Annotated in this window: 22 protein-coding genes; 8 read left to right on the forward strand and 14 right to left on the reverse strand. The window is 61.7% G+C overall.

The annotated features are described in order from the left end of the window. Window position 1 precedes the first annotated feature (1 nt). From fabD to NDJ10_RS05600, 5 genes are all read right to left on the reverse strand, one after another. The gene (gene fabD, locus NDJ10_RS05580; protein ID WP_296160203.1) at window positions 2-961 is read right to left on the reverse strand and encodes an ACP S-malonyltransferase; all 960 of its coding nucleotides are present in this window, start codon (window positions 959-961) and stop codon (window positions 2-4) included. A gap of 56 nt (window positions 962-1,017) precedes the next feature. Beyond that, window positions 1,018-1,995, reverse strand: a complete 978-nt coding sequence (locus NDJ10_RS05585) for a beta-ketoacyl-ACP synthase III (RefSeq protein WP_296160204.1) — start codon at window positions 1,993-1,995, stop codon at window positions 1,018-1,020. A 27-nt stretch (window positions 1,996-2,022) separates the two neighbouring features. Beyond that, window positions 2,023-3,048 (reverse strand): phosphate acyltransferase PlsX, encoded by a 1,026-nt coding sequence (plsX, locus tag NDJ10_RS05590; RefSeq protein ID WP_296160205.1) that lies wholly within the window; start codon window positions 3,046-3,048, stop codon window positions 2,023-2,025. A 115-nt stretch (window positions 3,049-3,163) separates the two neighbouring features. After that, complete coding sequence (rpmF, locus tag NDJ10_RS05595) at window positions 3,164-3,346, reverse strand: 50S ribosomal protein L32 (RefSeq protein ID WP_296160206.1); 183 nt, start codon at window positions 3,344-3,346, stop codon at window positions 3,164-3,166. 118 nt (window positions 3,347-3,464) lie between these two features. Continuing rightward, window positions 3,465-4,010: a YceD family protein gene (locus NDJ10_RS05600; RefSeq protein ID WP_296160207.1), complete on the reverse strand. Its 546-nt coding sequence runs from the start codon at window positions 4,008-4,010 to the stop codon at window positions 3,465-3,467. Window positions 4,011-4,035: 25 nt separating this feature from the next. Here NDJ10_RS05600 and NDJ10_RS05605 point away from each other — a divergent pair, with 25 nt between their 5' ends. Next, on the forward strand, window positions 4,036-4,629 hold the full coding sequence (locus NDJ10_RS05605; protein WP_296160208.1) for a Maf family nucleotide pyrophosphatase: 594 nt from the start codon (window positions 4,036-4,038) through the stop codon (window positions 4,627-4,629). Then, window positions 4,626-5,381: an SAM-dependent methyltransferase gene (locus NDJ10_RS05610; protein WP_296160209.1), complete on the forward strand. Its 756-nt coding sequence runs from the start codon at window positions 4,626-4,628 to the stop codon at window positions 5,379-5,381. Before NDJ10_RS05605 ends, NDJ10_RS05610 begins: the two co-directional genes overlap by 4 nt. 54 nt (window positions 5,382-5,435) lie before the next feature. Here NDJ10_RS05610 and NDJ10_RS05615 read toward each other — a convergent pair whose 3' ends face one another. The 4 genes from NDJ10_RS05615 to NDJ10_RS05630 form a co-directional block, all read right to left on the reverse strand. After that, window positions 5,436-6,413, reverse strand: a complete 978-nt coding sequence (locus tag NDJ10_RS05615) for a S49 family peptidase (protein WP_296160319.1) — start codon at window positions 6,411-6,413, stop codon at window positions 5,436-5,438. An 82-nt stretch (window positions 6,414-6,495) separates the two neighbouring features. Next, window positions 6,496-6,858 (reverse strand): Rieske 2Fe-2S domain-containing protein, encoded by a 363-nt coding sequence (locus NDJ10_RS05620; protein ID WP_296160210.1) that lies wholly within the window; start codon window positions 6,856-6,858, stop codon window positions 6,496-6,498. Window positions 6,859-6,867: 9 nt separating this feature from the next. After that, window positions 6,868-7,527, reverse strand: a complete 660-nt coding sequence (locus tag NDJ10_RS05625) for an HAD-IA family hydrolase (RefSeq protein WP_296160211.1) — start codon at window positions 7,525-7,527, stop codon at window positions 6,868-6,870. Next, complete coding sequence (locus NDJ10_RS05630) at window positions 7,524-8,561, reverse strand: RluA family pseudouridine synthase (RefSeq protein ID WP_296160212.1); 1,038 nt, start codon at window positions 8,559-8,561, stop codon at window positions 7,524-7,526. Before NDJ10_RS05630 ends, NDJ10_RS05625 begins: the two co-directional genes overlap by 4 nt. Window positions 8,562-9,082: 521 nt before the next feature. On the opposite strand from NDJ10_RS05630, the gene NDJ10_RS05635 reads away from it, so the two are divergent. Beyond that, a complete protein-coding gene (locus NDJ10_RS05635) occupies window positions 9,083-12,001 on the forward strand; it encodes an Rne/Rng family ribonuclease (protein WP_296160213.1) in 2,919 nt (972 codons plus the stop codon). Between the two features lie 105 nt (window positions 12,002-12,106). Here the strand turns inward: NDJ10_RS05635 and NDJ10_RS05640 are convergent, their stop codons facing one another. From NDJ10_RS05640 to hemC, 5 genes are all read right to left on the reverse strand, one after another. Beyond that, window positions 12,107-12,658 (reverse strand): DJ-1/PfpI family protein, encoded by a 552-nt coding sequence (locus NDJ10_RS05640; RefSeq protein ID WP_296160214.1) that lies wholly within the window; start codon window positions 12,656-12,658, stop codon window positions 12,107-12,109. An 85-nt stretch (window positions 12,659-12,743) separates the two neighbouring features. Next, entirely contained in the window at window positions 12,744-14,027 is a 1,284-nt protein-coding gene (locus NDJ10_RS05645) for a heme biosynthesis HemY N-terminal domain-containing protein (RefSeq protein WP_296160215.1), read from the reverse strand. A gap of 2 nt (window positions 14,028-14,029) precedes the next feature. Then, window positions 14,030-15,109, reverse strand: a complete 1,080-nt coding sequence (locus NDJ10_RS05650) for a uroporphyrinogen-III C-methyltransferase (protein WP_296160216.1) — start codon at window positions 15,107-15,109, stop codon at window positions 14,030-14,032. Then, window positions 15,106-15,915: a uroporphyrinogen-III synthase gene (locus tag NDJ10_RS05655; protein WP_296160217.1), complete on the reverse strand. Its 810-nt coding sequence runs from the start codon at window positions 15,913-15,915 to the stop codon at window positions 15,106-15,108. Before NDJ10_RS05655 ends, NDJ10_RS05650 begins: the two co-directional genes overlap by 4 nt. 2 nt (window positions 15,916-15,917) lie before the next feature. Next, window positions 15,918-16,868 (reverse strand): hydroxymethylbilane synthase, encoded by a 951-nt coding sequence (gene hemC / locus NDJ10_RS05660; protein WP_296160218.1) that lies wholly within the window; start codon window positions 16,866-16,868, stop codon window positions 15,918-15,920. 102 nt (window positions 16,869-16,970) lie between these two features. Between hemC and ppc the strand changes: the two genes are divergently transcribed. The 5 genes from ppc to NDJ10_RS05685 all read left to right on the forward strand — a co-directional run bounded on the left by ppc (window position 16,971) and on the right by NDJ10_RS05685 (window position 24,218). Then, window positions 16,971-19,817 (forward strand): phosphoenolpyruvate carboxylase, encoded by a 2,847-nt coding sequence (gene ppc / locus NDJ10_RS05665; protein WP_296160220.1) that lies wholly within the window; start codon window positions 16,971-16,973, stop codon window positions 19,815-19,817. 127 nt (window positions 19,818-19,944) lie between these two features. Continuing rightward, entirely contained in the window at window positions 19,945-20,991 is a 1,047-nt protein-coding gene (locus NDJ10_RS05670; RefSeq protein ID WP_296160221.1) for an AbrB family transcriptional regulator, read from the forward strand. Between the two features lie 34 nt (window positions 20,992-21,025). After that, complete coding sequence (locus tag NDJ10_RS05675) at window positions 21,026-21,697, forward strand: response regulator (protein WP_296160222.1); 672 nt, start codon at window positions 21,026-21,028, stop codon at window positions 21,695-21,697. Further along, window positions 21,694-23,103, forward strand: coding sequence for a sensor histidine kinase (locus NDJ10_RS05680; protein WP_296160223.1), 1,410 nt, complete (start codon window positions 21,694-21,696; stop codon window positions 23,101-23,103). The genes NDJ10_RS05675 and NDJ10_RS05680 overlap by 4 nt, the downstream gene beginning before the upstream one ends. A gap of 134 nt (window positions 23,104-23,237) precedes the next feature. Next, the gene (locus NDJ10_RS05685; RefSeq protein WP_296160224.1) at window positions 23,238-24,218 is read left to right on the forward strand and encodes a tripartite tricarboxylate transporter substrate binding protein; all 981 of its coding nucleotides are present in this window, start codon (window positions 23,238-23,240) and stop codon (window positions 24,216-24,218) included. The last annotated feature ends 26 nt before the right edge of the window (window positions 24,219-24,244 follow it).

Genomic DNA, 24,244 nt, shown 5'->3' on the forward strand with positions numbered 1-24,244 from the left:
GTTATTGCGCATCCAGAATAAAAGTTTTTACTTCCGCCAGGCTGGCCAGATCAAACAGGGACATGCCCTGCATCTCGGCGTTGATACGCTTGGTCATGCCCGCCAGCACCTTGCCCGGGCCGCACTCGACCAGAGTGGGCAAGCCGCGCGCGCCCATGGCCTGGACACACTCGACCCAGCGCACCGGACCAAAGGCCTGGCGGTACAGCGCGTCGCGAATCCGGTCGGGCTCCTGCTCGACAGCGACATCAATGTTGTTGACCACCGCAATCCGGGGTGCAGCAAAGACCGTGGCCTGCAGTTTTTCCTTGAGCTTGAGCGCGGCCGGCTTCATCAGGCTGGAGTGAAACGGTGCCGACACCGGCAAGGGCAAGGCACGCTTGGCACCCTGGGCTTTCAGCGCCACACAGGCTTGTTCGACGGCCGCTTTGGAGCCCGCGATCACGGTTTGGCCGGGGTCATTGAAATTGACTGCTTCTACGACCTCGGCAGAATTTTGACCAAAAGAGGCCGTAACCTCGGCACAGCCGGCCGACACCTGCGCAGCATCCATGCCCAAAATGGCCGCCATGGCGCCCATGCCCACCGGTACGGCGTCCTGCATCGCCTGGGCCCGAAAACGCACCAGGGGTGCCGCTTGCGACAGCGTCAACACGCCCGCAGCAACCAGCGCCGAATACTCACCCAGCGAATGCCCCGCCAGGGCCTGCGGCGCCACACCCACCTCAGCCATCCAGACCCGGTAGGCCGCCACACCGGCCACGAGCATCACGGGCTGGGTGTTGGTGGTGAGCGCCAGCGCCTCCTTGGGGCCGTCCTTGATCAGCAGGCCGATGTCTTCACCCAGCGCGTCAGAGGCCTCTTGCAGGGCTTGCCTGACTTGCGGATGATCAGTCCAGGCATCGAGCATGCCCACGGATTGCGAGCCCTGGCCCGGAAATACAAATGCAAAAGGTTTCATTTTTTCAGATGGAAAGGAGGGAAACGACTTTGTCCGTGAACAGGCAAGCAGGTCGCCTACAGCTTCAGCAGCACAGCACCCCAGGTAAAACCGCCCCCAACGCCTTCGAGCAGCAGGGTTTGCCCGGGCTTGACCTGGCCACGGCGTACCGCAGTGTCGAGGGCCAGCGGAATTGAGGCCGCCGAGGTGTTGCCGTGCTGGTCCACCGTGACCACCACCTTGTCCATCGACAACTTGAGCTTGCGCGCGGTGCTCTGCATGATGCGGATGTTGGCCTGGTGCGGGATCAGCCAGTCGATGTCGGCATCGGTCTTGCCCGCCTTGGTCAAGACCGCACGCGCCGACTCTTCGAGCACCCCGACCGCAAGCTTGAACACCGCCTGGCCATCCATGCGCAGCAGGGGGTCCCCCAGAATGCTGCCGCCGCAGACATGCCCTGGCACACACAGGATGTTGGTATAGCTGCCATCAGCGTGAATGTCGGTCGCCAAAATGCCGGGCTCGGTGGACGCTTCCAGCACCACCGCGCCGGCGCCGTCACCAAACAGCACGCAGGTGGTGCGGTCCTTGAAGTCCAGGATGCGCGAAAACACCTCGGAACCAATCACCAGCGCCTTGCTCGCGGTACCCGACTTGATCAGGGAATCGGCAATGGTCAGGGCGTAGATGAAACCGCTGCAAACCGCCTGCACGTCAAAGGCAGCACCACCCTTGACGCCAAGCTTGCCCTGCAAAATGCAGGCTGTCGAGGGAAACACCATGTCGGGCGTCGAGGTGGCCACAATGATGAGGTCAATGTCTTCGGCCTGTACTCCGGCAGCCTGTAGCGCCTGGCGCGCAGCAGGCAAGGCAAGCTCACTGCTAACCACACCGGCAGCGGCAAAATGCCGGGCACGGATACCCGTACGTTCAACAATCCAGTCATCACTGGACGCCACACCCTGGGTGGCAAGTTCAGCCACCAAATCAGCATTGGTGAGCCGTCGTGGTGGCAAATAGCTGCCGGTACCAGTGATACGAGAGTAAGTTTTCATGAATCAAACCGAAGAAGTCGTCTGCGATTAAATTGGCACGTCGTCACCCGCCAACAGCGGAGCGGCATGGGCGATCCGGACCCGAACACGATCCAACAAATTATTGCGGGCTGCATCATACGCCCGCGTCAGGGCGTAGCCAAAAGCCATCTGGTCGGCCGAGCCATGACTCTTGAACACCAGACCGCGCAAACCCAGCAAGGCACCGCCGTTGTAACGCCGATGGTCCATGCGCTTCTTGAGTGCAGCAATCACAGGGTAAGCCGCCAGAGCTGACATTTTTGTGAAGATATTGCGCGAAAACTCTTTTTTCAGGAAGTCCACGATCATGCCGGCCAAACCTTCACTGGCCTTCAGGGCAACATTGCCGACAAAACCGTCACACACCACGATGTCGGCCGTGCCTTTGAAGATGTCATTGCCTTCAACGTTGCCATAAAAGTTCAGGTCGCCCGCCTTGCCGGCGGCGCGCAGCAACTCGCCGGCCTGCTTGATGACTTCATTGCCCTTGATGGCTTCCTCGCCGATATTGAGCAGCCCAACACTTGGATTGTCTTCACCGCTGAGCACCGACACCAGCGCCGACCCCATCACGGCAAACTGCAGCAAATGTTCGGCCGTGCAATCCACATTGGCACCCATGTCGAGCACGGTGGTAGCGGCACCTTTGGCATTGGGAATTTGCCCGGCAATGGCGGGGCGGTCAATCCCGTCCAAGGTTTTCAGAAGGTAACGTGAAATGGCCATCAGGGCACCGGTATTGCCCGCCGACACCGCGGCCTGGGCCGCGCCGTCCTTGACCTGCATGATGGCCACGCGCATGGAAGAGTCTTTTTTGCGCCGCAGCGCGACTTCCAGCGGATCGTCCATGGTGACCACCTCACTGGCCAGCACCACGGTCGCCCGCGCATGGGTGAAGCCAGCCATGCTTTGCGGCAAACCGACCAGGATCAGTTGCACATCGGGGTGCTGGTCCAGAAAACGGGAACACGCAGGCAACGTGACCTCAGGACCATGGTCGCCCCCCATGCAGTCAACAGCAATAGTGATCATGAATAACAGGTCGCCCAACAAACATCAATGACGCGTCCGACATGCATCAGACTCAAAAAAGCAAAGGCCCGGGGCTACGCGTTGGGTAGCCCCGGGCCTTGGGTGTCTGACAGAATCAGGCTTCAGTCTTGCTCTTGATCACCTGACGGCCGCGGTAAAAACCGTTGGGGCTGATGTGGTGGCGCAAGTGGGTTTCGCCGGTGGTGGCTTCCACGGCGATACCGGGCACGACCAGAGCGTTGTGCGAACGGTGCATACCGCGCTTGGAAGGGGACTTTTTGTTTTGTTGGACGGCCATGTTCCGCTCCTTAAGGCTATAAGCTGCCGCATCGGCAACCCATTGGGATTATTAAAAAGCGCACATCGTCATGCGCAAAAGCTGTAGAGTATAACTCAAGCTTGAAGACTTGAAAACATCACCGCTTGTCGACCACTTTCAGCCCTGCCAGCACCGCAAAGGGACTTGGCTTGGGCGAGGGTTCTTCAAAGTCAGCATCCACAGCGGACAGCTTGACCGGCGAGGGGCAGGTGTCGTGGCGCGGCACCACCGGCAAATCCATCAACACCTCGTCTTCAATCAGCGCAGCCAGGTCGAAGTCCCGGCTCAGCACCAGCACGTCCTCGGCAGAGGTGTCGTCCTCCAACTCGGCCTGCGCCTCGGTCTCGACAAAGCGGAAAGCCCGCTCGATCTGCACCGGTACATCCACCGGCCCGAGGCAACGCTGGCAGGTCAGGGGCAGGACGGTGTTGATCTTCAAAAATAACCAGACCTGTGGCTGGCCTTTGGCGTCTGACTGCAGATCACCCCGCACGGTCCAATGAAGCGTGTTGTGCGCGCCAAGACCCTGGGTTTCCTCCATCAGGCGTTCGTAATTGGACAGCACGTCCTGGCCGACGACGTGCTGCGCTGCTTGTCCGGCTTGCCTGACATCAAGTTTTGGGGGGCGTTGGTGTAGCGTCATGGGTGCAGTGTAAGAGAATCGGGGCATGATCAAAACCCCGCCACGCCAGATCATCCTGGCCTCCACCTCTATTTACCGCCGCCAGTTGCTGGAACGCCTGCGCTTGCCGTTTACCGTGATCGCCTCGCATGTGGACGAAGCGGCACTGCCCGGCGAGGGCCCCGAGCCACTGGCCCGCCGCCTGGCACTGGCCAAGGCGCAAGCGGTCGCCGCGCTGCATCCCGACTGCCTGGTCATCGGCTCCGACCAGGTGGCCGACCTCAATGGTGAAGCCCTGGGCAAGCCCGGTACCCATGCCCGCGCCGTGGCGCAACTGCAGCGCATGCGCGGACAGACGGTCATTTTTCAAACCGCAGTGGCGCTGGTATGCCAGGCCAGCGGGTTCGCCCAAACCGAGCTCGCGCCCATCAAAGTCCAGTTCAAGAATCTGACTGACGACCAGATCGAACACTACCTGCTGGCTGAAAAACCCTACGACTGCGCCGGCAGTGCCAAAAGCGAGGGGCTTGGCATTGCCTTGTTGGCGCGCATCGACAACGACGACCCGAGCGCGCTGGTGGGTCTGCCGCTGATTCGCACCTGCCACCTGCTCGAAGCCGCCGGGCGCCCGGTGTTATGAAAGGCGTGCTCTACCTGGTGCCGGCACCGCTGGACTTTGGTTGCGTCCAAAGCGCCGATTTGCGCGACACCCTGCCCATGGCCACCATCACGATGGCGGCCAGCCTGGCGCACTGGGTGTGTGAAAACGCCAAATCGGCGCGTGCCTACCTCAAACGCGTCAACGAAATCACGCCGCTGTGCCAGCCGATCCAGGCCCTGGCATTGGTGGAACTGCCACGCGAAGTGCACAAAAAAGGCGACCACAACGGCAACTTCGATGCCCGTGCGCTGTTGCAACCCGCACTCGAAGGTCACCCCATGGGCCTGCTCAGCGAGGCGGGCATGCCCGCCGTCGCCGACCCCGGCTCGTCGGTGGTGCGCGCCGCCCATGATCTGGGCATCAGGGTGGTGCCGCTGGTGGGACCGGTGTCCTTGCTGCTGGCGCTGGCTGCCAGCGGGCTCAATGGCCAGAATTTTGCTTTTGTGGGCTACTTGCCGCAGGACCCGCAGGAACGCATTCAGCGCATTCGGGAACTGGAAGGGCTGGCACTCAAAACCGGCCAGACCCAGCTGTTCATCGAGACGCCCTACCGCAACCTGGCCATGCTGCAGGCTCTGCTGCAAACCTTGCAGCACAACACCCGGCTGGCCGTCAGCAGTGGGCTCACCCTGGAGAGCGCCAGCATCGCCAGCGACAGCGTCAAGAACTGGAAAAACAAGCCGGTAAGCCTGTATAACACCACACCCGCCGTGTTTGCCATCGGCCGCTGATCAGGAAAACCGCCTGTTTGACGGAGAAGGGCCTGAACAGCCCGGTCAAAAGCGTCAGTGCGGGGCCGTGCCCGCCTTCAGCGCCGACATGACGCCGGCGCCCATGGCTACGCCAAAGCGTTTGACCAGCCGCTCCGCCACGTTGTCCCGGCGTGTGTAGTCGATGATTTCTTCGGCTTTGACCACTTCCCGCGCGACAAAATCCAGGCTGCCCAACTGATCGGCCAGTCCGATTTCCACGGCTTGTTGTCCGCTCCAGAACAAACCGCTGAACGTCTCGGGGGTTTCTTTCAGGCGTTCACCCCGCCCTTCCTTGACCACGGCAATGAACTGTTGATGAATCTGGTCCAGCATGGCCTGGGCGAAGGCGCGCTGGGTTTCGGTTTGCGGGCTGAACGGATCAAGGAAACCCTTGTTTGCGCCCGCCGTCATGAGCCGGCGCTCGACGCCGAGCTTGTCCATCAGGCCGGTGAAGCCAAAGCCGTCCATCAGAACGCCAATGCTGCCGACAATGCTGGCCTTGTCGACAAAAATCTTGTCGGCCGACACCGCAATATAGTAAGCCGCCGAAGCCGCCGACTCCTCCACCACGGCATAGACCGGCTTGTTATGCAGTTCCTTGAGGCGTTTGATCTCGTCGTTGATGATGCCGGCCTGCACCGGACTGCCACCGGGTGAATTGATCAGCAACACCACCGCCTGGGCGCCGGTGTCTTCAAATGCCGCACGCACGGAGTCGACGACCAGTTCGGCACTGGCCTCGGCACCCGAGGCAATTTCACCCTTGATTTCAATCACAGCCGTGTGCGGCGTGGACACATTTTGATTGGCCACCCCTTCACTGAAAACCAGCCAACCCAGTGTCGCAAAAAACAGCAGCCAGGCCAGCCGGACAAAAGTGCGCCAGCGACGCGCCAGCCGTTGCTCATGCAAATTCGCGAAAAGCAGCTTTTCCAGCGTGGCGCGTTCCCAAGTCGGGCCATCTTGTAACGCCATGTCTACATTTTTGTTTGTCGCCTTGGGGGCCTTCATGGCTTGACCTGGCGCCTGATCCTGCGCAGTTTCGGGCGCCCCGGTCGACGGCTCGGAGGGTTCGGGGACAGGTTCGTTCATATTAGATAGGCAGTTGAAATTTATCTGAAGTATGCCAGTGCACCAGGCCATCGGCTTCGCTCAACTCAATTTTTTCCAGGCCACCACGGCAGGGCCCCAGCAGGCACTGACCGGTTTGCGGCGCATAGGTGGCGCCATGGGTGGCGCACATCAGCCATTGTCCGGAGAGGTCAAAAAACTGATTGGGCTGGTAATCCATCTCCATCGGCACATGGCTGCAACGGTTCAGATAGGCATGGACCCGACCCTGGTAACGCACCGCAAAGGCAGCATGGTTCTTGCCCAAAAAGCGCACTTCGAAAGGCACAGCCAGGCTGCTGTCCACCAGCGCGTGCGCTTCACACAGGAAAACCGCCTGGGTCATGGCTTGCGTTCAGGCGTGGGCATGCAGCCAGTCATGCAGTTGCGCCACATCGTGCACCACCACCAGCGGCTTGAGTTCCACAAATGCCTCCGGCTCATGGGCGCCGTAGCTCACGCCGACACTGGGGCAGCCGGCATTGAGCGCCATTTGCAGGTCGTGGGTGGTGTCGCCAATCATCAGGGTGCGCTCGGGCGGCACATCAAACTCGGCCATCAGTTCACGCAACATCAAGGGGTCGGGCTTGCCGGCGGTCTGATCGGCCGTGCGCGAGGCATCGAACGTGCCCGCCAGCGTGGACGTGGCCAAGGCCTCGTCGAGTCCGCGGCGACTTTTGCCAGTCGCCACCGCCAGCAGGTGGCCGCGTGCCTTGAGCGCCGCCAGCATCGGCAACACGCCCTCAAACAGGCTGATCTCATGCTGAATCGCAAAATAATGGTGCCGGTAACGGTCACCCAGCAGCGGGTAGCGCTCCTTGGGCACATCAGGTGCCGCGTGGGCCAGGGCCTGCATCAGGCCCATGCCAATCACATAAGAGGCTGCCGCGTCACTGGGTTTTTGCCCGCCCACGTCGAGCACGGCCGCCTGGATACAGCGGGCAATGATGGCGGTGGAATCAAACAGGGTACCGTCCCAGTCAAAGGCGATCAGGTCAAAACGTCGAAAAGTCATGGTAGCGGGCGCACAGGCGCCGGGGATGAAGAAAATTGAGCCAGTTCGGGCGGCAACTCTGCCAGAATTTCCAGGCGCTCGCCGGTGGCGGGGTGATTGAACTGCAAACGCCAGGCGTGCAAAAACATGCGTTTGAGGCCGGGCCGGGCCGCGGCGCTGGCCAGCACTTTGTTGAGATCAAAGTCGCCATATTTGTCGTCGCCGAGAATCGGATACCCTTCGCTGGCCAGATGAACCCGTATCTGGTGGGTCCGGCCGGTTTTGATCGTGACCTCCAGCAGGGTGCCCTGGGCCAGTTGCTCGCGCACCTTGACCAAGGTCACCGAAGGCATGCCGTCGGCGTCATCACGCGCGACCACCTTGACGCGACGCTCCCCGGCCTGGTTGTCCTTGCCGTCGAGCAAATACTTGTGTAAAGGCTTGTCAAGCACCTTGAGCTTTGCAGGCCAGGCACCGCGCACCATGGCCAGGTAGGTTTTGCCGGTCTGACGCTCGCGAAACTGGTCTTGCAGGTTTTTCAGCGCGCTGCGCTTTTTGGCCACCAGCAGGATACCGCTGGTTTCACGGTCCAGCCGGTGCACCAGCTCCAGGAACTTGGCCTGCGGGCGCGCCATGCGCAATTGCTCGATCACGCCAAAACTTACGCCAGAACCACCATGCACGGCCACCCCCGCCGGTTTGTTGATCACCAGCAGGTGCTCGTCTTCGAGCAGAACCGCAAAGTCACGCGCGGGGACACCGCGCACGGCGCCCTGGGCCATGGCCTGCGCCTTTTCGACCACCCGTTCCGACACGCGCACCGGCGGCACACGGACCAGATCGCCTTCGGCCAGGCGCGTGTCGGCGCCCACCCGGCCCTTGTTGATGCGCACTTCGCCGCTGCGGATCATGCGGTAGATATGGGTTTTTGGCACGCCCTTGAGGTGCCGCATCAGGAAATTGTCGACACGCTGGCCGGCACTGTCCTCATCGATGCAGACGGTTTTAACCTGGGGTGCGGACGCAGAGGGTTTGCCCTCTATAATGACTTTCACTGGTGGTGTGCTGTAAGTGGTTGATTTAACGAATCATTCATTCTTTAGGTCGGTGAAGTTTAGTTCACGCGCCTCTTGCCCTGCCAGAAAAGTCGATACCGCCTGACACCTTGCCCGCAAATGTCTGACCCATTGTCAGCCATGGCAGAGTGGGTGAAGGGTCAAAACGACGCATTGAAACCCTGATATGGAATACCCAAAATTCACAGACCTGTGCTGTGAATGGAATGAAGCGATATGTTTGTGTTGATCAACCTGATGTGTAATTGCCTGCAGCGTGAAGCCATGCTGCTATTTGGCATTTATCAGGTTTCGGCGCCCGCCAAACGGACGCAAAAAGCTATTAGATCAATAGCAAACCCAACACCCATCCCGATCGCTCCCCTCCACGCGCCCATACCCAGACTCAGTACTTGAGTTTGGGTTCTCCGGCTATTTCCGCCTCGTTTCAAAGCGTCAGTTCGTGTATCAATGCTCGTCATGAGCTTGTTATTGCTATTTGAATTGAAGGAACGCGACCCATGAAACGGATGCTGATCAACGCGACGCAGGCGGAAGAACGCCGCCTCGCCATTGTCGATGGACAAAAATTACTCGACTACGAAATCGAAATTGAAGGGCGCGAACAGCGCAAGGGCAATATTTACAAAGCCGTGGTGACACGGGTGGAGCCGTCACTGGAAGCCTGCTTTGTCGACTACGGCGAGGAGCGTCACGGCTTTTTGCCGTTCAAGGAAATCTCCAAACAGTATTTCCAGCAAGGCGTCGCGGTCAGTCAGGCGCGCATCCAGGACGCCATCCGGGAAGGCCAGGAACTGCTGGTGCAAGTGGAAAAGGAAGAGCGCGGCAACAAGGGCGCAGCGCTGACCACCTTTGTGTCGCTGGCCGGCCGCTACGTGGTGCTGATGCCCAACAACCCGCGTGGCGGCGGTGTCTCGCGTCGCATTGAAGGCGAGGACCGCGCCGAGCTCAAAGAGGCGCTGGACCAGCTCGAATACCCCAACGGCATGAGCATCATTGCCCGCACCGCCGGTATTGGCCGCGCCGCGCCCGAGCTGCAGTGGGACCTGAATTACCTGCTCAAGCTGTGGTCCGCCATTGACGGCGCGGCCAAGGGCGGCAAGGGTGCGTTCCTGATTTACCAGGAATCCAGCCTGGTGATTCGCGCCATCCGCGACTACTTCAACCACGACATTGGCGACATCCTGATCGACACCGACGACGTGTACGAGCAGGCCCAGCAGTTCATGGCGCATGTGATGCCCGAGCACGCCGCACGCGTCAAACGCTACCGCGACGACGCACCGCTGTTCAGCCGCTTCCAGATCGAGCACCAGATCGAATCGGCCTATGCCCGCACCGTGACGCTGCCCAGCGGTGGCGCCATCGTGATTGACCACACCGAGGCACTGGTGTCGGTCGACGTCAACTCGGCCCGCGCCATCAAGGGCGGCGACATCGAGGAAACCGCCACCCGCACCAACCTGGAAGCCGCTGACGAAGTGGCACGCCAGGCACGCCTGCGCGACCTCGGTGGCCTGATCGTGATCGACTTCATCGACATGGAAGAAAGCCGCAACCGCCGCGAAGTGGAAAACCGCCTGCGCGACGCGCTGCGCCAGGACCGCGCCCGTGTGCAATTCGGCACCATTAGCAAGTTCGGCCTGATGGAAATGAGCCGCCAGCGGCTGCGCCCGGCACTCTCGGAAGGCGCTTCCATTCCCTGCCCGCGCTGCGGTGGTTCCGGCCACATCCGTGACACCGAATCAAGCGCGCTGCAAATTTTGCGCATCATCCAGGAAGAGTCACTCAAAGACAACACCGCCTCCGTGCTGTGCCAGGTACCCGTCGAAGTGGCGTCCTTCCTGCTCAACGAAAAGCGCACCGAGATCGCCAAGATCGAGCTCAAGCAGCGCATCAACGTGCTGATGGTGCCCAACAAATCGCTGGAAACACCCAACTACAAGCTGGAGCGCCTGAAACACGACGACCCGCGTCTGGACAACATCGAAGCCAGCTACAAAATGGCCGATGAAGTTGAAGAAGCAACGGCCGTCACACGTCGCTCGCAAGAACCCACCAACCGGCAAACCCCGGTGATCAAGGGCGTGTTGCCTGATGCGCCCGCACCCGTGGCCGTTCCCAAGCCCGAGCCAGTGAAGGCGGTCGCCCCGGTGGCGCGCCCAGTCAAGCCTGCAACCGCGCCTGTGGTGGCCGAAAAAGGCTTTTTCGGTTGGCTCAAAAATCTATTTGGCGCCGCCCCGGAGGCTGCCCCGGTCGCTCCCGTAGCCGCAGCTGCAAGCAAAGATGAAACCCGCGCACCGCGTGAAGGCCGTCCTGGCCGAGACGGCACCCGTCGCCCGGACGGTCGTGGCGAAGGCCGCCCCGAAGGACGCGGTCCGCGAAATGAGGGACAGGGACGCGGTGGCCGCGGCGAGGGCCGCAACGACAACCGGGGCAACCGCCAAGGTCGCCCTGATCGCAATGGCTCCGGCAAGGACCGCACAGAAGTGCAAAGCTCTTTTGACGCGGGTAATGTCACCCCCGAACTGAACGCTGCGCCAGATACAGCCGCTCGCGGCGAGCAACGTCCCGATCGCGGTGGCCGCAATGCCGAGCGCGGCGATCGCCCGCCACGCACCGAACGCGGTGGCCGCAACGAGCGCGGAGATCGTCCGCCACGCCCAGAGCGCGCCCCCCGCCCCGAAGAAGAACTCCGCACCAGTGAGTCAGGTGTCACCGCCGCTGCCGAAGCGGCAGACAGCTCCGCCACCTTGGCGGACCAGGTCGGCGCGGACAACACCGTGCGTGATGAAAACAGTGCCCCCAGGGAGAAACGCTCGCGTGACCGTTATGGCCGCGACCGCAAACCCCGCGCCGAGCGCACTGAACGCAGCGAGCCGACCGATCAGCCAGACCAGGAGCCGCAGGCTACGGAAGCCGCCGCTGAACAGGAACCGGTGCGCAAGTCTTACTTCACGGTACCCGCAGCCAGCAGCCAGCCCGAAGCCGTAGTGGCAGCCCCGGCAATACCCGTGGCAGCGCCTGTGGCAACGCAAGAAACCGTACCTGCAGTAGCGGTCGCTGCACCGGCACCAGTTGCCACTGTTGCACCGATCGTCAAGGTGGCAGCAGTTGCAGCCCCTGTGGCAGCAGCTCCGGCAGCACCTGCCAAAGCCATGCCTGCGGTGCAGCCCTTCGCCTTGCCGCTGGACGAATTGGCGCAAGTCGCCGAGTCGTCAGGTTTGCAGTGGGTGCAATCCGATGCCAGCAAGGTCGCCACGGCCCAGGCAGCCATTGCAGCGACGCCAAAGCCGGTCCATGTGCCCCGTCAACGCCCCCCGCTGCCCGTGCTGGACGACCAGCCGCTGGTCCTGGTGGAGACCAAACGCGACCTGCGCGACCAGAAGCTGCCGTTCGAGCAGACCGAAGAAGCGTAACACCTGGCCACGCCAGTCAAAAGGCACCTTCGGGTGCCTTTTTTATTGCCGAGAATTTATCGGCAGATAGGGCAAGATATTGGCCAGCGCACGACCAACATAAAGTTATTTTTCGCCGACCGGGGCGACGTAGTGCAGCGCTGACCTGACGGCATCAAGCCCCTCGAAACGCGCAATGACCCATGCTGCCAAATACTGGGAAGACAGGCAACCACCCGCTGTAGCGACATTGCCATCTGCGTAGAAGGGCTGATTCAGGACATCAATCCCGGCTTCCTGTACCCACGGCTTCGTCAGCAGGTCGGTGCAGGCGGGAATCGATTTCAAATAACCGAGTTTGGCCAGCATCAGCGTGCCCGAACATTGGGCCCCGATCAGCTGCCTTGAGGGGCTCAGCTTCAATTGCCGCATGATGCTCTGGTCGTTGACGATCTCACGGGTTTTCATACCGCTGCCAAAAAGCACTGCGTCTGCGTCACAAGCCTCCGCCAGTGTGGACTGACCGTGCAACGTAACACCATTCATGGAGGTCACTGTCGGCGTAGGACAGGACAGCGTGACACGCCAACCAGGCTTGCGGATGCGATTCAGAATCCCGAGAGCAATCAGCGAATCGAGTTCATTGAACCCGTCAAATGTCAGTATGGCGATGTGCATCCGGCAACTTTAACCGCCAGACCATCCGCAACAAGAAACCAAGCTGGAAAAAGTCTGCAAGTGAGCTTGCACCACAGCAAATTGATCAATCGTCCTGGCGCAACGCCAGCTGTGCGGCTTGTCGCCAGGCCGCCGCAGCCTGTTCCGTATCGCCCTGGCGCAGCGCCAGGTCGGCCAGCATCAACCAGGCACGGGCTGTCAGGCGGTGATCGTGCAGGCGCGGTAAGGCCTGCTTGATCAATTGTTGGGCCTTGCCCCACAGCTCCAGGTGCAGACAAGCCACGCCCGCCAGATACTGCAACACGGCATCGCCCGGCTGGGCTATTTGCGCCTGCTCTATACGAGCCAGCCAGACCGAATCGACGGAACGGGAAAATACCGTTTCAAGCACCCGGATCAGGCCAATTTTCTGGCTTTGACCCAAGCCTTCCTGGGTTGTCAGCATGCGCTCCCACACCGGCAGCAGCCAGTCCAGGGCAAGGGCATGATCCCCCCCCAGGAGCAGGTAGCGCTCTGCGGCCAGACTGGCCACCTCGGGCATGGCTTGTTCGGCAGCTTCAAGCTTGTGCCAGACGCGCTGCAGTTGTTCGGTGTCACGGGCATCCTGAATGTTTTCCAGCGCCAGGGCACGCACCAACCCACGGCCAGAGACATCTGAAAAGGCACGATGCTTGACCAGCAAGCGGGCGGTATCGAGCGCCAGACCGGACTGCCCCGTCAAACGCGCCAACTTGAGTCGCAAACGCAAGGCCACGGTGCGCCGCGCCACCCCGGACGGCAACAGCCCAAACCAGTCCTGAGCCGCCTCTGCATCACGGTCCTCCAGCGCCCAACGCACGGCACGCAGCAACAATCCCTCGCGCACCCCCAAAGCACCCAGACTGGCAGACTGTGCCAAGGCCTTTTGTAAGTGAGCATCGCGCGCGGACCTGTCTTGCAATGCCTGGGAACTTTCAGCCGCCAGAAGATAAGACATTACCCGCAAACGCACAGCGGCAGAACCGCCCTCCCCCCCCGCCATGGCCGATTCACGCGCCAGTACTTCCAGCGCCGCCTTTCTGGCCCGCAGGAACCGACCCGCAACAAAATGGGACAAGGCTTCCAGCAGGGTGGCATGCATGACCTGCTCCTGGTGACGCAGACGCCACGAGCGCGCCTGTCCCGGCAGGGCAAACACGGCAGCCAGGGCCCTGAGCGCCAGATGGACCAGCAAAAACAACAGGCCCAACAGCACCACCACCATATTGAGCGACAGGTCAACCCGATGCGGGGGCCAGAAGACGGTGATGGTGCCCTCATTGCTGCTGACAAACAAGGCCAGCAAGACGGCCACACCGAACAAACCCAAAAACCACAAGGCGGCGCGCATGATCAGCGTCCGGCAGCGGCGGTCGCCAGCACCGCCAGCGTGTTGTCAATGCGTGGCAACTGCAGGGTGCGCATTTGCCCCTGCACCTGTTGCAGCAAAGCAGCCGCCGCCTGGGTTTTACGCGCATTGGCCTGAAAGTATTTCTTCAACATGGCTTCGGCATCGGCAAGGTCTGACCGCGCCGAATCAATCTGCCGGGCCAGCAGCCCCAGACGGGCGTTAAGCAACTTGAGCTTGAAATTTTCCCGCAGAAAAAACGACTGCTCGGGCGACAGCAGCGCTGCATCGGGCGTCTCGACACGGCTTACCCTGACCAGATTACGCGCTTCCCCGATCACCATCTGCAACCCGCTTTGCCACCAACTGACGGGAGACGGCGGGCGCACGACCAGACTTTTCTCATTCTGGCGCGCCGGTGCCACCGCATTGGCCAGTACCAGTTCATCGGCAAGATGCACCAATTCGTCCAGCTTGACAAGCAAGGTGGGGGTATCGCTGACGGCGGAAGACTTGACCCGGTCAATGTCGCGAGCAATGGCGTTTTGCAGCAAAACCAGGCGAGGCTGCGCCGCCCGCACGATACGCTGATCAGCACTTTTCAGGGCCGCCAGCAAGGGCTCCACACTGCCCGTCAACTGCGCCTGTTGCTGGGCCAGACGCAGGGCGGCCTCGATATCAATCACCAGGTTTTCATCGCGCGAACGCGACATGCTCTGCATCAGATCATCAAGTTGACTGCGTTGCAGGGCCACTTCGCTCAAGCGTGAATCCAGTACCGCAGCGCGAGCTGCGGTATCCTGCGCCAGGGACACCGCCTGCTTGGCCAGTGCCCTCGCTTCCAGCGACTGCGACTGCGCCTCTGCGCTCTGGCGCGCCAGCTGCTCCTGCATGCCGGCAACTTTTTGCCACAGCAAAGCGACCGTCAACAAGGCCAGCAAGGCCGTAAAACCGAGCACCCACAAGACTGATCGCGCTATCGTTGCGCTGGTAGCCGCAGGGCCTGCGTCCACAGCAACCGTACCGGAGCTTGGTTCAGCTGGGAGGCTGATGTCAGCGGGATCAGGAGAATGCTGGGGGTTCATGCCAGGGATTCTATCGAGGCCAGTACATCTTCCAAAGTGGGCCGTGTCTGCGCTACCACACCAAAGCCCAAGCCCCGGGCTGCCGCCGCAATCCGGGGGTGGGTCGCCACAGCACGTGCGGCTGACCAGTCCTGACCAGGCAACAAGCTGTGCAAGTGGCCCAACGCTTCGGCACTGCTGAACAACCAGACCGAGCGATCGCTGGCAGCAGACTGCGCCAGCGCACGTTGCTGGCTGGTCCAAACGGGCGCGCCACGTTGGTATGCCACCAGAAAATCTACCTGGGCACCACTTTGACGCAGCCGCTCGGCCAACCATTCGCGGCCAACACCCTGGTCATTGTCATCCACCGATGCACCGTCAGACACCACACTGTCACCGCGCACGATCAGCACCTTGTCGCCTGGTCGGACCTGGGTCTGTACCTGTTGCCAGAGCGCCTCGGAGTCAAACTGCCCGGCCTGTTCCGGAGGCGTGTCCAGCAACGGCCTTGGCACCCCGTGCGCCAGCAGGGCATGGGCCGTTCCGGGGCCGGTGGACCACCATCTTGTGGCCATGGCATCCAGTGCCTGGGCACCGATTTCCGGAACCGGTTTTGCCTGAAAAAAGTAGTCGACCGCATGACGGCTGACAAACATCGCCGCCTTGTAGCGGGACAGATCCAGCCAGGCCTCATGCACCGCAGTGGCATCGGCCAGACCACGCACCTCAATCAGCGGCAACACCGGCGCATCATGGCCGATGGCCTGGAACCGGTCAGCCCACTGCTGCGCCTGCGGCTGCACCCGGGTCACGATGAGCCGCACGTTCACACCGGTTGACTGGCGGATCCGGCCAAATGCGCCAAAGTACCGCCTTGCGCCAGCACCTTGGCGCGCAGGTCATCCGCTACGCGCTGACCCAGATCGGTAGCACTGGCCAGATCACTCACCGGACCGCTCAAACATACACGCACCAGCGGCAACCGCCCCTCGGTATCACCCCAGGCCGCATCGATCGTCAGGGTGTCGTCGGCCAGCGTGGCGTAGGCCGCCAGCGGCATCGAACAACTACCCCCCATGGCACGACTCACGGCACGCTCTGCCGCCACGGCCAGCCAGGTGGTTCTGTGCACCAGCGGTGCCAGCGCCGCCACCACATCGGCACGATCGGAGCACACCTCAATGCCGAGCGCGCCCTGGCCCGCAGCTGGCAGCATCACCGAGGGTTCAAATACGGCACGAATGCGGGACGACAAGCCCAGGCGTTTGAGACCGGCCGCGGCCAGCACAATGGCGTCATACATGCCGTCGTCGAGCTTGCGCAGACGGGTGTCAAGGTTGCCACGCAAGGGCTCAATGCGCAGATCGGGTCGCTGGGAGCGCAGCAAGGCCACGCGGCGCAGGCTGGAGGTGCCCACCACCGCGCCTTGCGGCAAGGCATCCAGATTGGCATAGGTGTTTGACACAAAGGCATCGCGCGGATCTTCGCGCTCCATGACGCAGGCCAGACTGAAGCCCTCGGGCAGTTCCATCGGCACATCCTTGAGCGAATGCACAGCCAGGTCGGCGCGCTTTTCTTCCAGTGCCACCTCGAGTTCCTTGACAAACAGGCCTTTGCCACCGACCTGACTCAGGGCGCGGTCCAGAATCTGGTCCCCCTGGGTGGTCATGCCCAAAAGCGCAACCCGATGGCCCATGTCATTCAACAGGGATTGGACATGCTCGGCCTGCCACATGGCGAGGCGACTTTCTCTTGTTGCAATGGTGAATTGATGCATATTGATTGGCACAATGCCGTAACCTTTTCGTAATCTTGTTCAATCCGGGAATGCTAGCATGGCTTTTGCTTAAGCTATTTCCTACCGACTCTCAAAACTGCCATGCCCAAGCCCAACCCCGCACCCAAAAATACTGCCATCCCCAGCAGCGAGCGCCCACTGGTAGAAGACATCCGCCTGCTCGGGCGCATTTTGGGCGATGTGATTCGTGAACAGGAAGGCGAGGCTGCTTATGCCCTGATCGAGCAAATCCGCCAGCTCTCGGTCACCTTTCGCCGCCATGCCGACCCGGTGGCAGACAAGGCGCTCAACAAATTGCTGAAGTCCCTCAGCAGCGACCAGACCGTGAGCGTGGTGCGGGCCTTCACCTATTTCAGCCACTTGGCCAACCTGGCCGAAGACCGCCACCACATCCGCCGCCGCGCCGTGCATGAGCGTGCTGGCAGCATCCGCCCCGGCAGCATCGACATGACCCTCAAGCGCCTGAGCAGTGGCGGCATCACGCCGCAAGCCATCAGCGAGATGCTGGCTCACAGCTTTGTCTCACCCGTGCTCACCGCCCACCCCACCGAAGTACAGCGCAAAAGCATTCTGGACGCCGAACGCGCCATTGCCCAGCTGCTCACCGCACGCGACGACATCCTGGCACAGGCGGCCGCCAACAAGGTCGCGCACGATGCACTGACCCCGCGCGAATTGTCCAGCAACGAGGCCCAGTTGCGCGCCCTTGTGCTGCAGTTGTGGCACACCCGGCTGCTGCGTTTTACCAAACTGACGGTGGCCGACGAGATCGAAAACGCGCTGAGTTATTACGAATCCACCTTCCTGCGTGAAATCCCCAAACTCTATGCCAACCTGGAACAGGCCCTGGGGTCGCACCCGGTGCACAGTTTCCTGCGCATGGGCCAGTGGATTGGCGGCGACCGCGACGGCAACCCCAACGTCAACGCCCAAACCCTGACCCACGCTTTAAGCCGCCAATCGGACATGGCGCTCAGACACTACCTGACCGAGGTGCATTACCTGGGCGGCGAACTGTCGCTGTCTGCCATGCTGATGGACTTTCCGCCCGAGATGCAGGCGCTGGCCCAAAGCTCGCCCGACACCAACGAACACCGCAAGGACGAACCTTATCGGCGTGCCCTGATCGGCGTCTATGCGCGGCTGGCCGCCACCCTCAAGGACCTCAGCGGCGGTGAAGCCGCGCGCCATGCGGTGGCACCGCAAAACCCCTACCTGACACCCGAGGAACTGCTGCGCGACTTGCGTGTGATCGAATCGTCCCTGATCACGCAAAAGGCACAAGCCCTGGTCGGGCAAAGGCTGCAACCGCTGATCCGGGCGGTGGAAGTGTTCGGTTTTCACCTGGCCACGGTCGACCTGCGGCAAAGCTCGGACCAACATGAGGCGGTGCTGGCCGAACTGCTGGCCGTGGCCCGCATCACACCGCATTACGGGCAACTCGACGAAACCGCCAAACGGGCCCTGTTGATGGATTTACTCTGGGACGCGCGCCCGCTGCGCGTCATGGGCCATGCCTACAGTGCCCATGTGAACAGCGAAATCAGCATTTTCGAGACTGCCAAACAATCGCGCACCCTGTTTGGCACCCAGGCCATTCGCCACTACATCATCAGCCACACCGAAACCGTCAGCGACCTGCTGGAAGTGATGCTGCTGCAAAAGGAAGTGGGCCTGATGCAGGGCACGCTGGACGGCCATGCCAGTTGCGACCTGATCGTGGTGCCCCTATTCGAGACCATCGAAGACCTGCGCAATGCGGCCAGCATCATGCGCGAGTATTACGCCCTGCCCGGCGTGTTGGCGATGGTGCAACGCGGTGCGCCAGACCAGTATGGCGAGCAGGACATCATGCTGGGTTACTCTGACAGCAACAAGGATGGCGGCATTTTTACCAGCAACTGGGAGCTGTACCAGGCTGAAATATCGCTGGTGGACATGTTTGACGGCATCAACCAGAGCGCAGTCAGCCCGATCCGCTTGCGCATGTTCCATGGCCGTGGCGGCACCGTGGGGCGCGGTGGCGGCCCCAGCTTCGAGGCCATCCTGGCGCAACCCCCCGGCACCGTACGCGGCCAGATTCGCCTGACCGAGCAAGGCGAGGTGATTGGCTCCAAGTACGCCAACCCCGAAATCGGCCGACGCAACCTGGAAACCCTGGTGGCGGCCACGCTCGAAGCCACCCTGTTGCACCCGACCCAATCCGCTGAGCCCGCCTATCTGGAAACGGCGGCCGAACTGTCGCTATCGAGCATGGCGGCCTACCGCAAGCTGGTGTACGAAACCCCCGGCTTCACCGAATATTTCTTCGATGCCACACCGATCAGGGAAATTGCCGAACTCAACATCGGCTCACGCCCGGCCTCGCGCAAGGCGACACAAAAAATTGAAGACCTGCGTGCCATTCCCTGGGGGTTCAGCTGGGGCCAATGCCGCCTGACGCTGCCCGGCTGGTTCGGCTTTGGCAGCGCCGTGGAGACGTTTCTAAAGCCGCCCGGCGCCACCGCAAAAATCACCAGGCAACGCCTGGCGCTGCTACAACAGATGCAAAAACAATGGCCTTTTTTCAGCTCGCTGCTGTCCAACATGGACATGGTCATGGCCAAAAGCGACCTGGCCCTGGCCTCGCGCTACGCCGAGCTGGTGGCCGACAAACGCCTGCGCAAGAAAATCTTCAGCGCCATCGAGCTGGAATGGCAGCGCACCACGCGGGCACTGGAACTGATCACCGGCGACAAACAGCGCCTGACGCACAACGCGGCACTGCAACGCTCGATCCGCCACCGCTTTCCCTACATCGACCCGCTGCACCATTTGCAGGTGGAACTGGTACGCCGCTTCCGTGCCGGTCAGACCGACGCCCGGCTCAAACGCGGCATCCACATCTCGATCAACGGCATTGCCGCGGGGCTGCGCAATACGGGCTAGGCACCCGCCCTGAACCCGGACATTGACGAACCACCTCGATTGAGTTTCCTGAACTAACGGCACAACGTTCGCGGCCAGATCGCTGGTCGCATCTTGACTTTCCATGCTTCCCACCCCACGTCAAACGATGCCTGCCTTATGGTGGGGCGTCCTGCTCCTGATCAGTGCTGTCCTGGCTTGGGCGCTTACCACACTCCATTTACCGGCCGGGGTACTGCTCGGCTGCATGCTGGCGGGAATCCTGCTGTCTTCCCGGGATATTCGGCTGGGTGTCCCCAGGCCGCTGTTTGCGCTGGCGCAAGGTGTGCTGGGTTGCCTGATGGCCCAGAGCCTGCAACCCGCCACGCTGGCTCGGGTCGCGGCGGACTGGCCCCTCTTTCTGGGCGCAACCGTTTCGATCATCGCCGCCAGCGCCGGCCTGGGCTGGTTCCTGATGCGGCGCCAGGTGTTCCCTGGAACCACAGCGGTATGGGGCCTGGCACCGGGTGCGGCCTCAGCCATGGTCTTGATGGCGGAGGCCTATGGGGCCGATGTGCGGCTGGTCGCCTTCATGCAGTATTTGCGCGTTGCGGTGGTGACTGCGGTGGCCGCGCTTGTCGCCCATTTCTGGACCATCCAGACAGCGCCCCCCATAGCCCATGAAGTGCATTGGTTTTCGGTCCTCCATACAGGCAACCTGGGCTGGACCCTGGTGCTCGCCTTTGCCGTTTCAAGCCTGGCGCGCTGGCTGAAAATTCCGGGCGGCGCGATGGTGCTGCCGCTGATCCTGGGCGCGGCATTGCAGGCCATGGGCCTGCTGGTCATTGAATTGCCGCCCGCACTGCTGGCCGTTTCCTATGCCGTGATCGGCTGGAGCATCGGCCTGCGCTTCACACCCAGCATCCTGTGGCATGCCTTGCGTGCCCTGCCCGCCGTGCTGGGGTCGATCTTGGCGCTGATGGGGGTCGGTGTCGCCATTGCCGTGGGCCTGAACCAATGGGCGGGTTATGACCCGCTGACCGCCTATCTGGCCAGCAGTCCGGGCGGGGCAGATTCAGTGGCCATCATCGCCGCGACCAGTGCCGTCGATGCCGGCTTTGTGATGGCGATGCAACTGGCACGCTTTCTGATGGTGCTCGTCTGGGGTCCGCGCGTTTCGCAATTTATTGCCAGACAATCACGCACCGACCCATGAATTCTCCTGATCCTAGTTTTTCGGAAACCAAACCGTGCGAATCCTCCTGGCAGAAGACGAAAGCGAACTCGCCACTTGGCTGGTGCGAGCGCTGCAGCAGGTTGATTTTCAGGTCGACTGGGTCAATGACGGACGGCTGGTGCGCAGCGCCCTCAAAGGCACACGCTACGACGCCCTGATCCTTGACCTCGGTCTGCCCGGGCTGGGCGGACACGACGTCTTGGCTGACCTGCGTGAGGCCGATCATCGGTTACCCGTCCTGATCCTGACAGCGCGCGACTCCCTGGCCGAGCGGGTCAGCACCTTGCGCGAGGGTGCGGATGATTTTCTGGCCAAGCCGTTTGAACTGGCCGAACTGGAGGCGCGGCTTATCGCGCTGATCCGCCGGGCGCGGGGCAGCGAGCACCCGCGCTTCGCCTGCGGACCACTGGTTTTTGACGCCACCACCCGGCAGTTCACCCTGGCCCACGAGCCCTTGACGCTGACGCCGCGCGAACACGCAGCCTTGCGTGCGCTGATTCAACACAGTGGCGAACCCCTGTCCAAGCAGGACATCCTGGACCGGGTGTTCTCCGACGAGCAGGATGTGCATCCGGAAGCCATTGAAGTCCTGGTGCACCGGCTGCGCAAGCGCCTTGCGGGGCACCCGGTGCGCATCACCACGCTGCGCGGCCTGGGCTACGTGCTGGAGGAGGCCCACCCGTGAACCTGAACGCCTTGCACACCCTGAGCCTGCGGCGAACCTTGCTGCTGGTGCTTGTTCCCGGATTGTTGCTGGTCGGCGGCGCCGAAGTGTGGCTGACCTGGCGCACCGCCGTTGACGCAGCCAACGCCGCCTACGACCGATCGCTGCTTGGTGCCATCAAGGCCATGGACGCCAACATCTCAACCGCCAGTGGCGGACTCGGTGTCGAACTGCCGTATCGCTTGCTGGAGTTTTTCGAACTCACCGCCAATGGCCGGGTGTACTACCGTGTCGCCACGGAGGATGGCCTGGTGGACATTGGCAACGCCGACTTGCCGCCCCCGCCGCGGGTGCTGGTGTCCGAATCACCGCAATACAGCGACGCCACCTACTATGATGAACCGGTACGGGTTGGCTCATACGCCCGTGTACTCGACCCGCCACTGGCCGGGCAGGCTGCGGGGCAGCGCGTGATCATTCAAATCGCAGAAACACTGGAGTCGCGTCAGGCCTTCACGCGCGCGCTGGTACTGGAGTCGGTGGCGCGCGATCTGTTGCTGCTGGTCGTGGCCATTGGCTTGATGACAGGAGCGGTCGGCTGGGCACTACGGCCATTGACACGGCTGCGCAACGAAGTCGAGGCACGGTCTGCTCTGGACCTAACCCCCATTCTGCCGATGGGTATCCCCGCCGATGTGCTGCCGCTGGTCGAGGCGATCAACCACCATGTCGAACGCAGCCGCCAGCAAACCCAGGCACGCCAGCGTTTTGTAGAGGATGCCTCCCACCAATTGAGGACACCGCTTGCCACGCTGACCACGCAAATCGGATTTGCCTTGCGTGAGCCCGACCCGGCCAAGCAGCGCGAGGCACTGCTCGCGATCAAGACGCAGCTTGAAGAAACCGTGTGGCAGACCAATCAGATGCTGACACTGGCGCGCGTGGACAGCGCGGCGCTCAGGGCGGACACCCTGGATGTTTCCGAGCTTGTCGAAAAGACAACGCGCAAGTGGTGGCCGGCGGCACGTGAGTTGAACATCGACCTGGGATTTGAGCCTGACGCCGAGACCCTGCGTGTGGTGGCGGACGCCGCGCTGCTCCAGGAAGCCTTGTCCAATTTGCTGCATAACGCACTCAATTACACGCCGCGTGGCGGTCGGGTCACGGTCAAGCTGACGCACAGCGAATGCGAGGGGGTGATCAGCGTGATCGACAACGGCCCCGGCCTCCCCATGCAGGAGCGCGCCCACGCCGCTGATCGTTTTTTTCGGGGCAGTAACGCCTCACTGCAGGGTACCGGCCTCGGGCTGGCCATCGTGCGCTCCATCGCCGAACGACATGGGGGGGAACTGCGCCTGGACAGTGGTGCCAATGACCAGGGATTCGCCGCATCGATCGTCTTGCCGCGCCGGCCAACGGCCGGATAAGACAAGGGTTTTCCCTTATGAATTTGCATTTTTCCTGAAAGCACCCTGAAAGCACGACCCCGATAAAGTTCGCCCACTCCTGCCGCAGCGTCGTCCATGGCAGGGGATGTAACCCGAAAACTATTGGAGATACCATGCAACTGAAATCACCCCTCCTTTCACTGATCCTGGCCAGCGTTGCTGCTATTGGCACGGCCGGTCCGCTCGATAAGACCGAGTGCATTGCAGCGGCCAAGCCGGGCGGTGGCTTTGACCTCACCTGCAAACTGGCGCAGTCAGCGTTGATGCAAGGCAAGTACATTGCCGACCCGATGCGGATCTCCTACATGCCCGGTGGCATTGGTGCGGTGGCGTACAACACCATCATTGCGCAGCGCCCCGCCGAGGCCAACACCCTGGTCGCCTATTCGGGCGGCTCACTGCTGAACATTGCGCAAGGCAAGTTCGGTCGCTACAACGAAAACGATGTGCGCTGGGTGTCGGCGGTAGGCAGCGACTTTGGCGCGGTGATCGTGGCTGAGAACTCGCCTTTCAAGACCCTCAAGGACCTGATCGCAGCGGTCAAGACCGACCCGACCAAGGTGGTTTTTGGCGCCGGTGGTTCGATTGGCAGCCAGGACTGGATGAAGGCTGCGCTGACCGCACGCGCTGCCGGTCTGAACCCCAAGTCAATGCGTTTTGTGGCGTTTGAAGGCGGTGGCGAAGCCATCACGGCACTGCAAGGTGGCCATGTGCAGGTGTATTCGGGGGACGCCTCCGAGGCCGAAGAGCAGATCAAGGGCGGTGCCAAGATCCGCTTGCTGGCAGTCATGTCCGACAAGCGCCTGGAAGGCAGTCTGGCCAGCATACCCACGGCCAAGGAACAGGGCATGGATGTCGAATGGCCAATTGTTCGCGGCTTTTACGTTGGTCCCAAGGTCAGTGATGCGGACTACAAGGTCTGGGTCGATACCTTCAACAAGATGATGGCTACGCCTGAATTCAACAAACTGCGCGGTGAGCGTGGCCTGTTCAAGTTCGCCATGACGGGTGCTGAACTCGATGCTTATGTGAAAAAGCAAGTGACGGCCTACCGCGGCATGGCCGCTGAATTTGGCCTCAACGTCGCCAAGTAAACCCGTGTGATGACCTGACCCACGGG

This window comes from Rhodoferax sp., assembly GCF_023700745.1.
In the GTDB taxonomy this organism is placed as follows: domain Bacteria; phylum Pseudomonadota; class Gammaproteobacteria; order Burkholderiales; family Burkholderiaceae_C; genus Rhodoferax.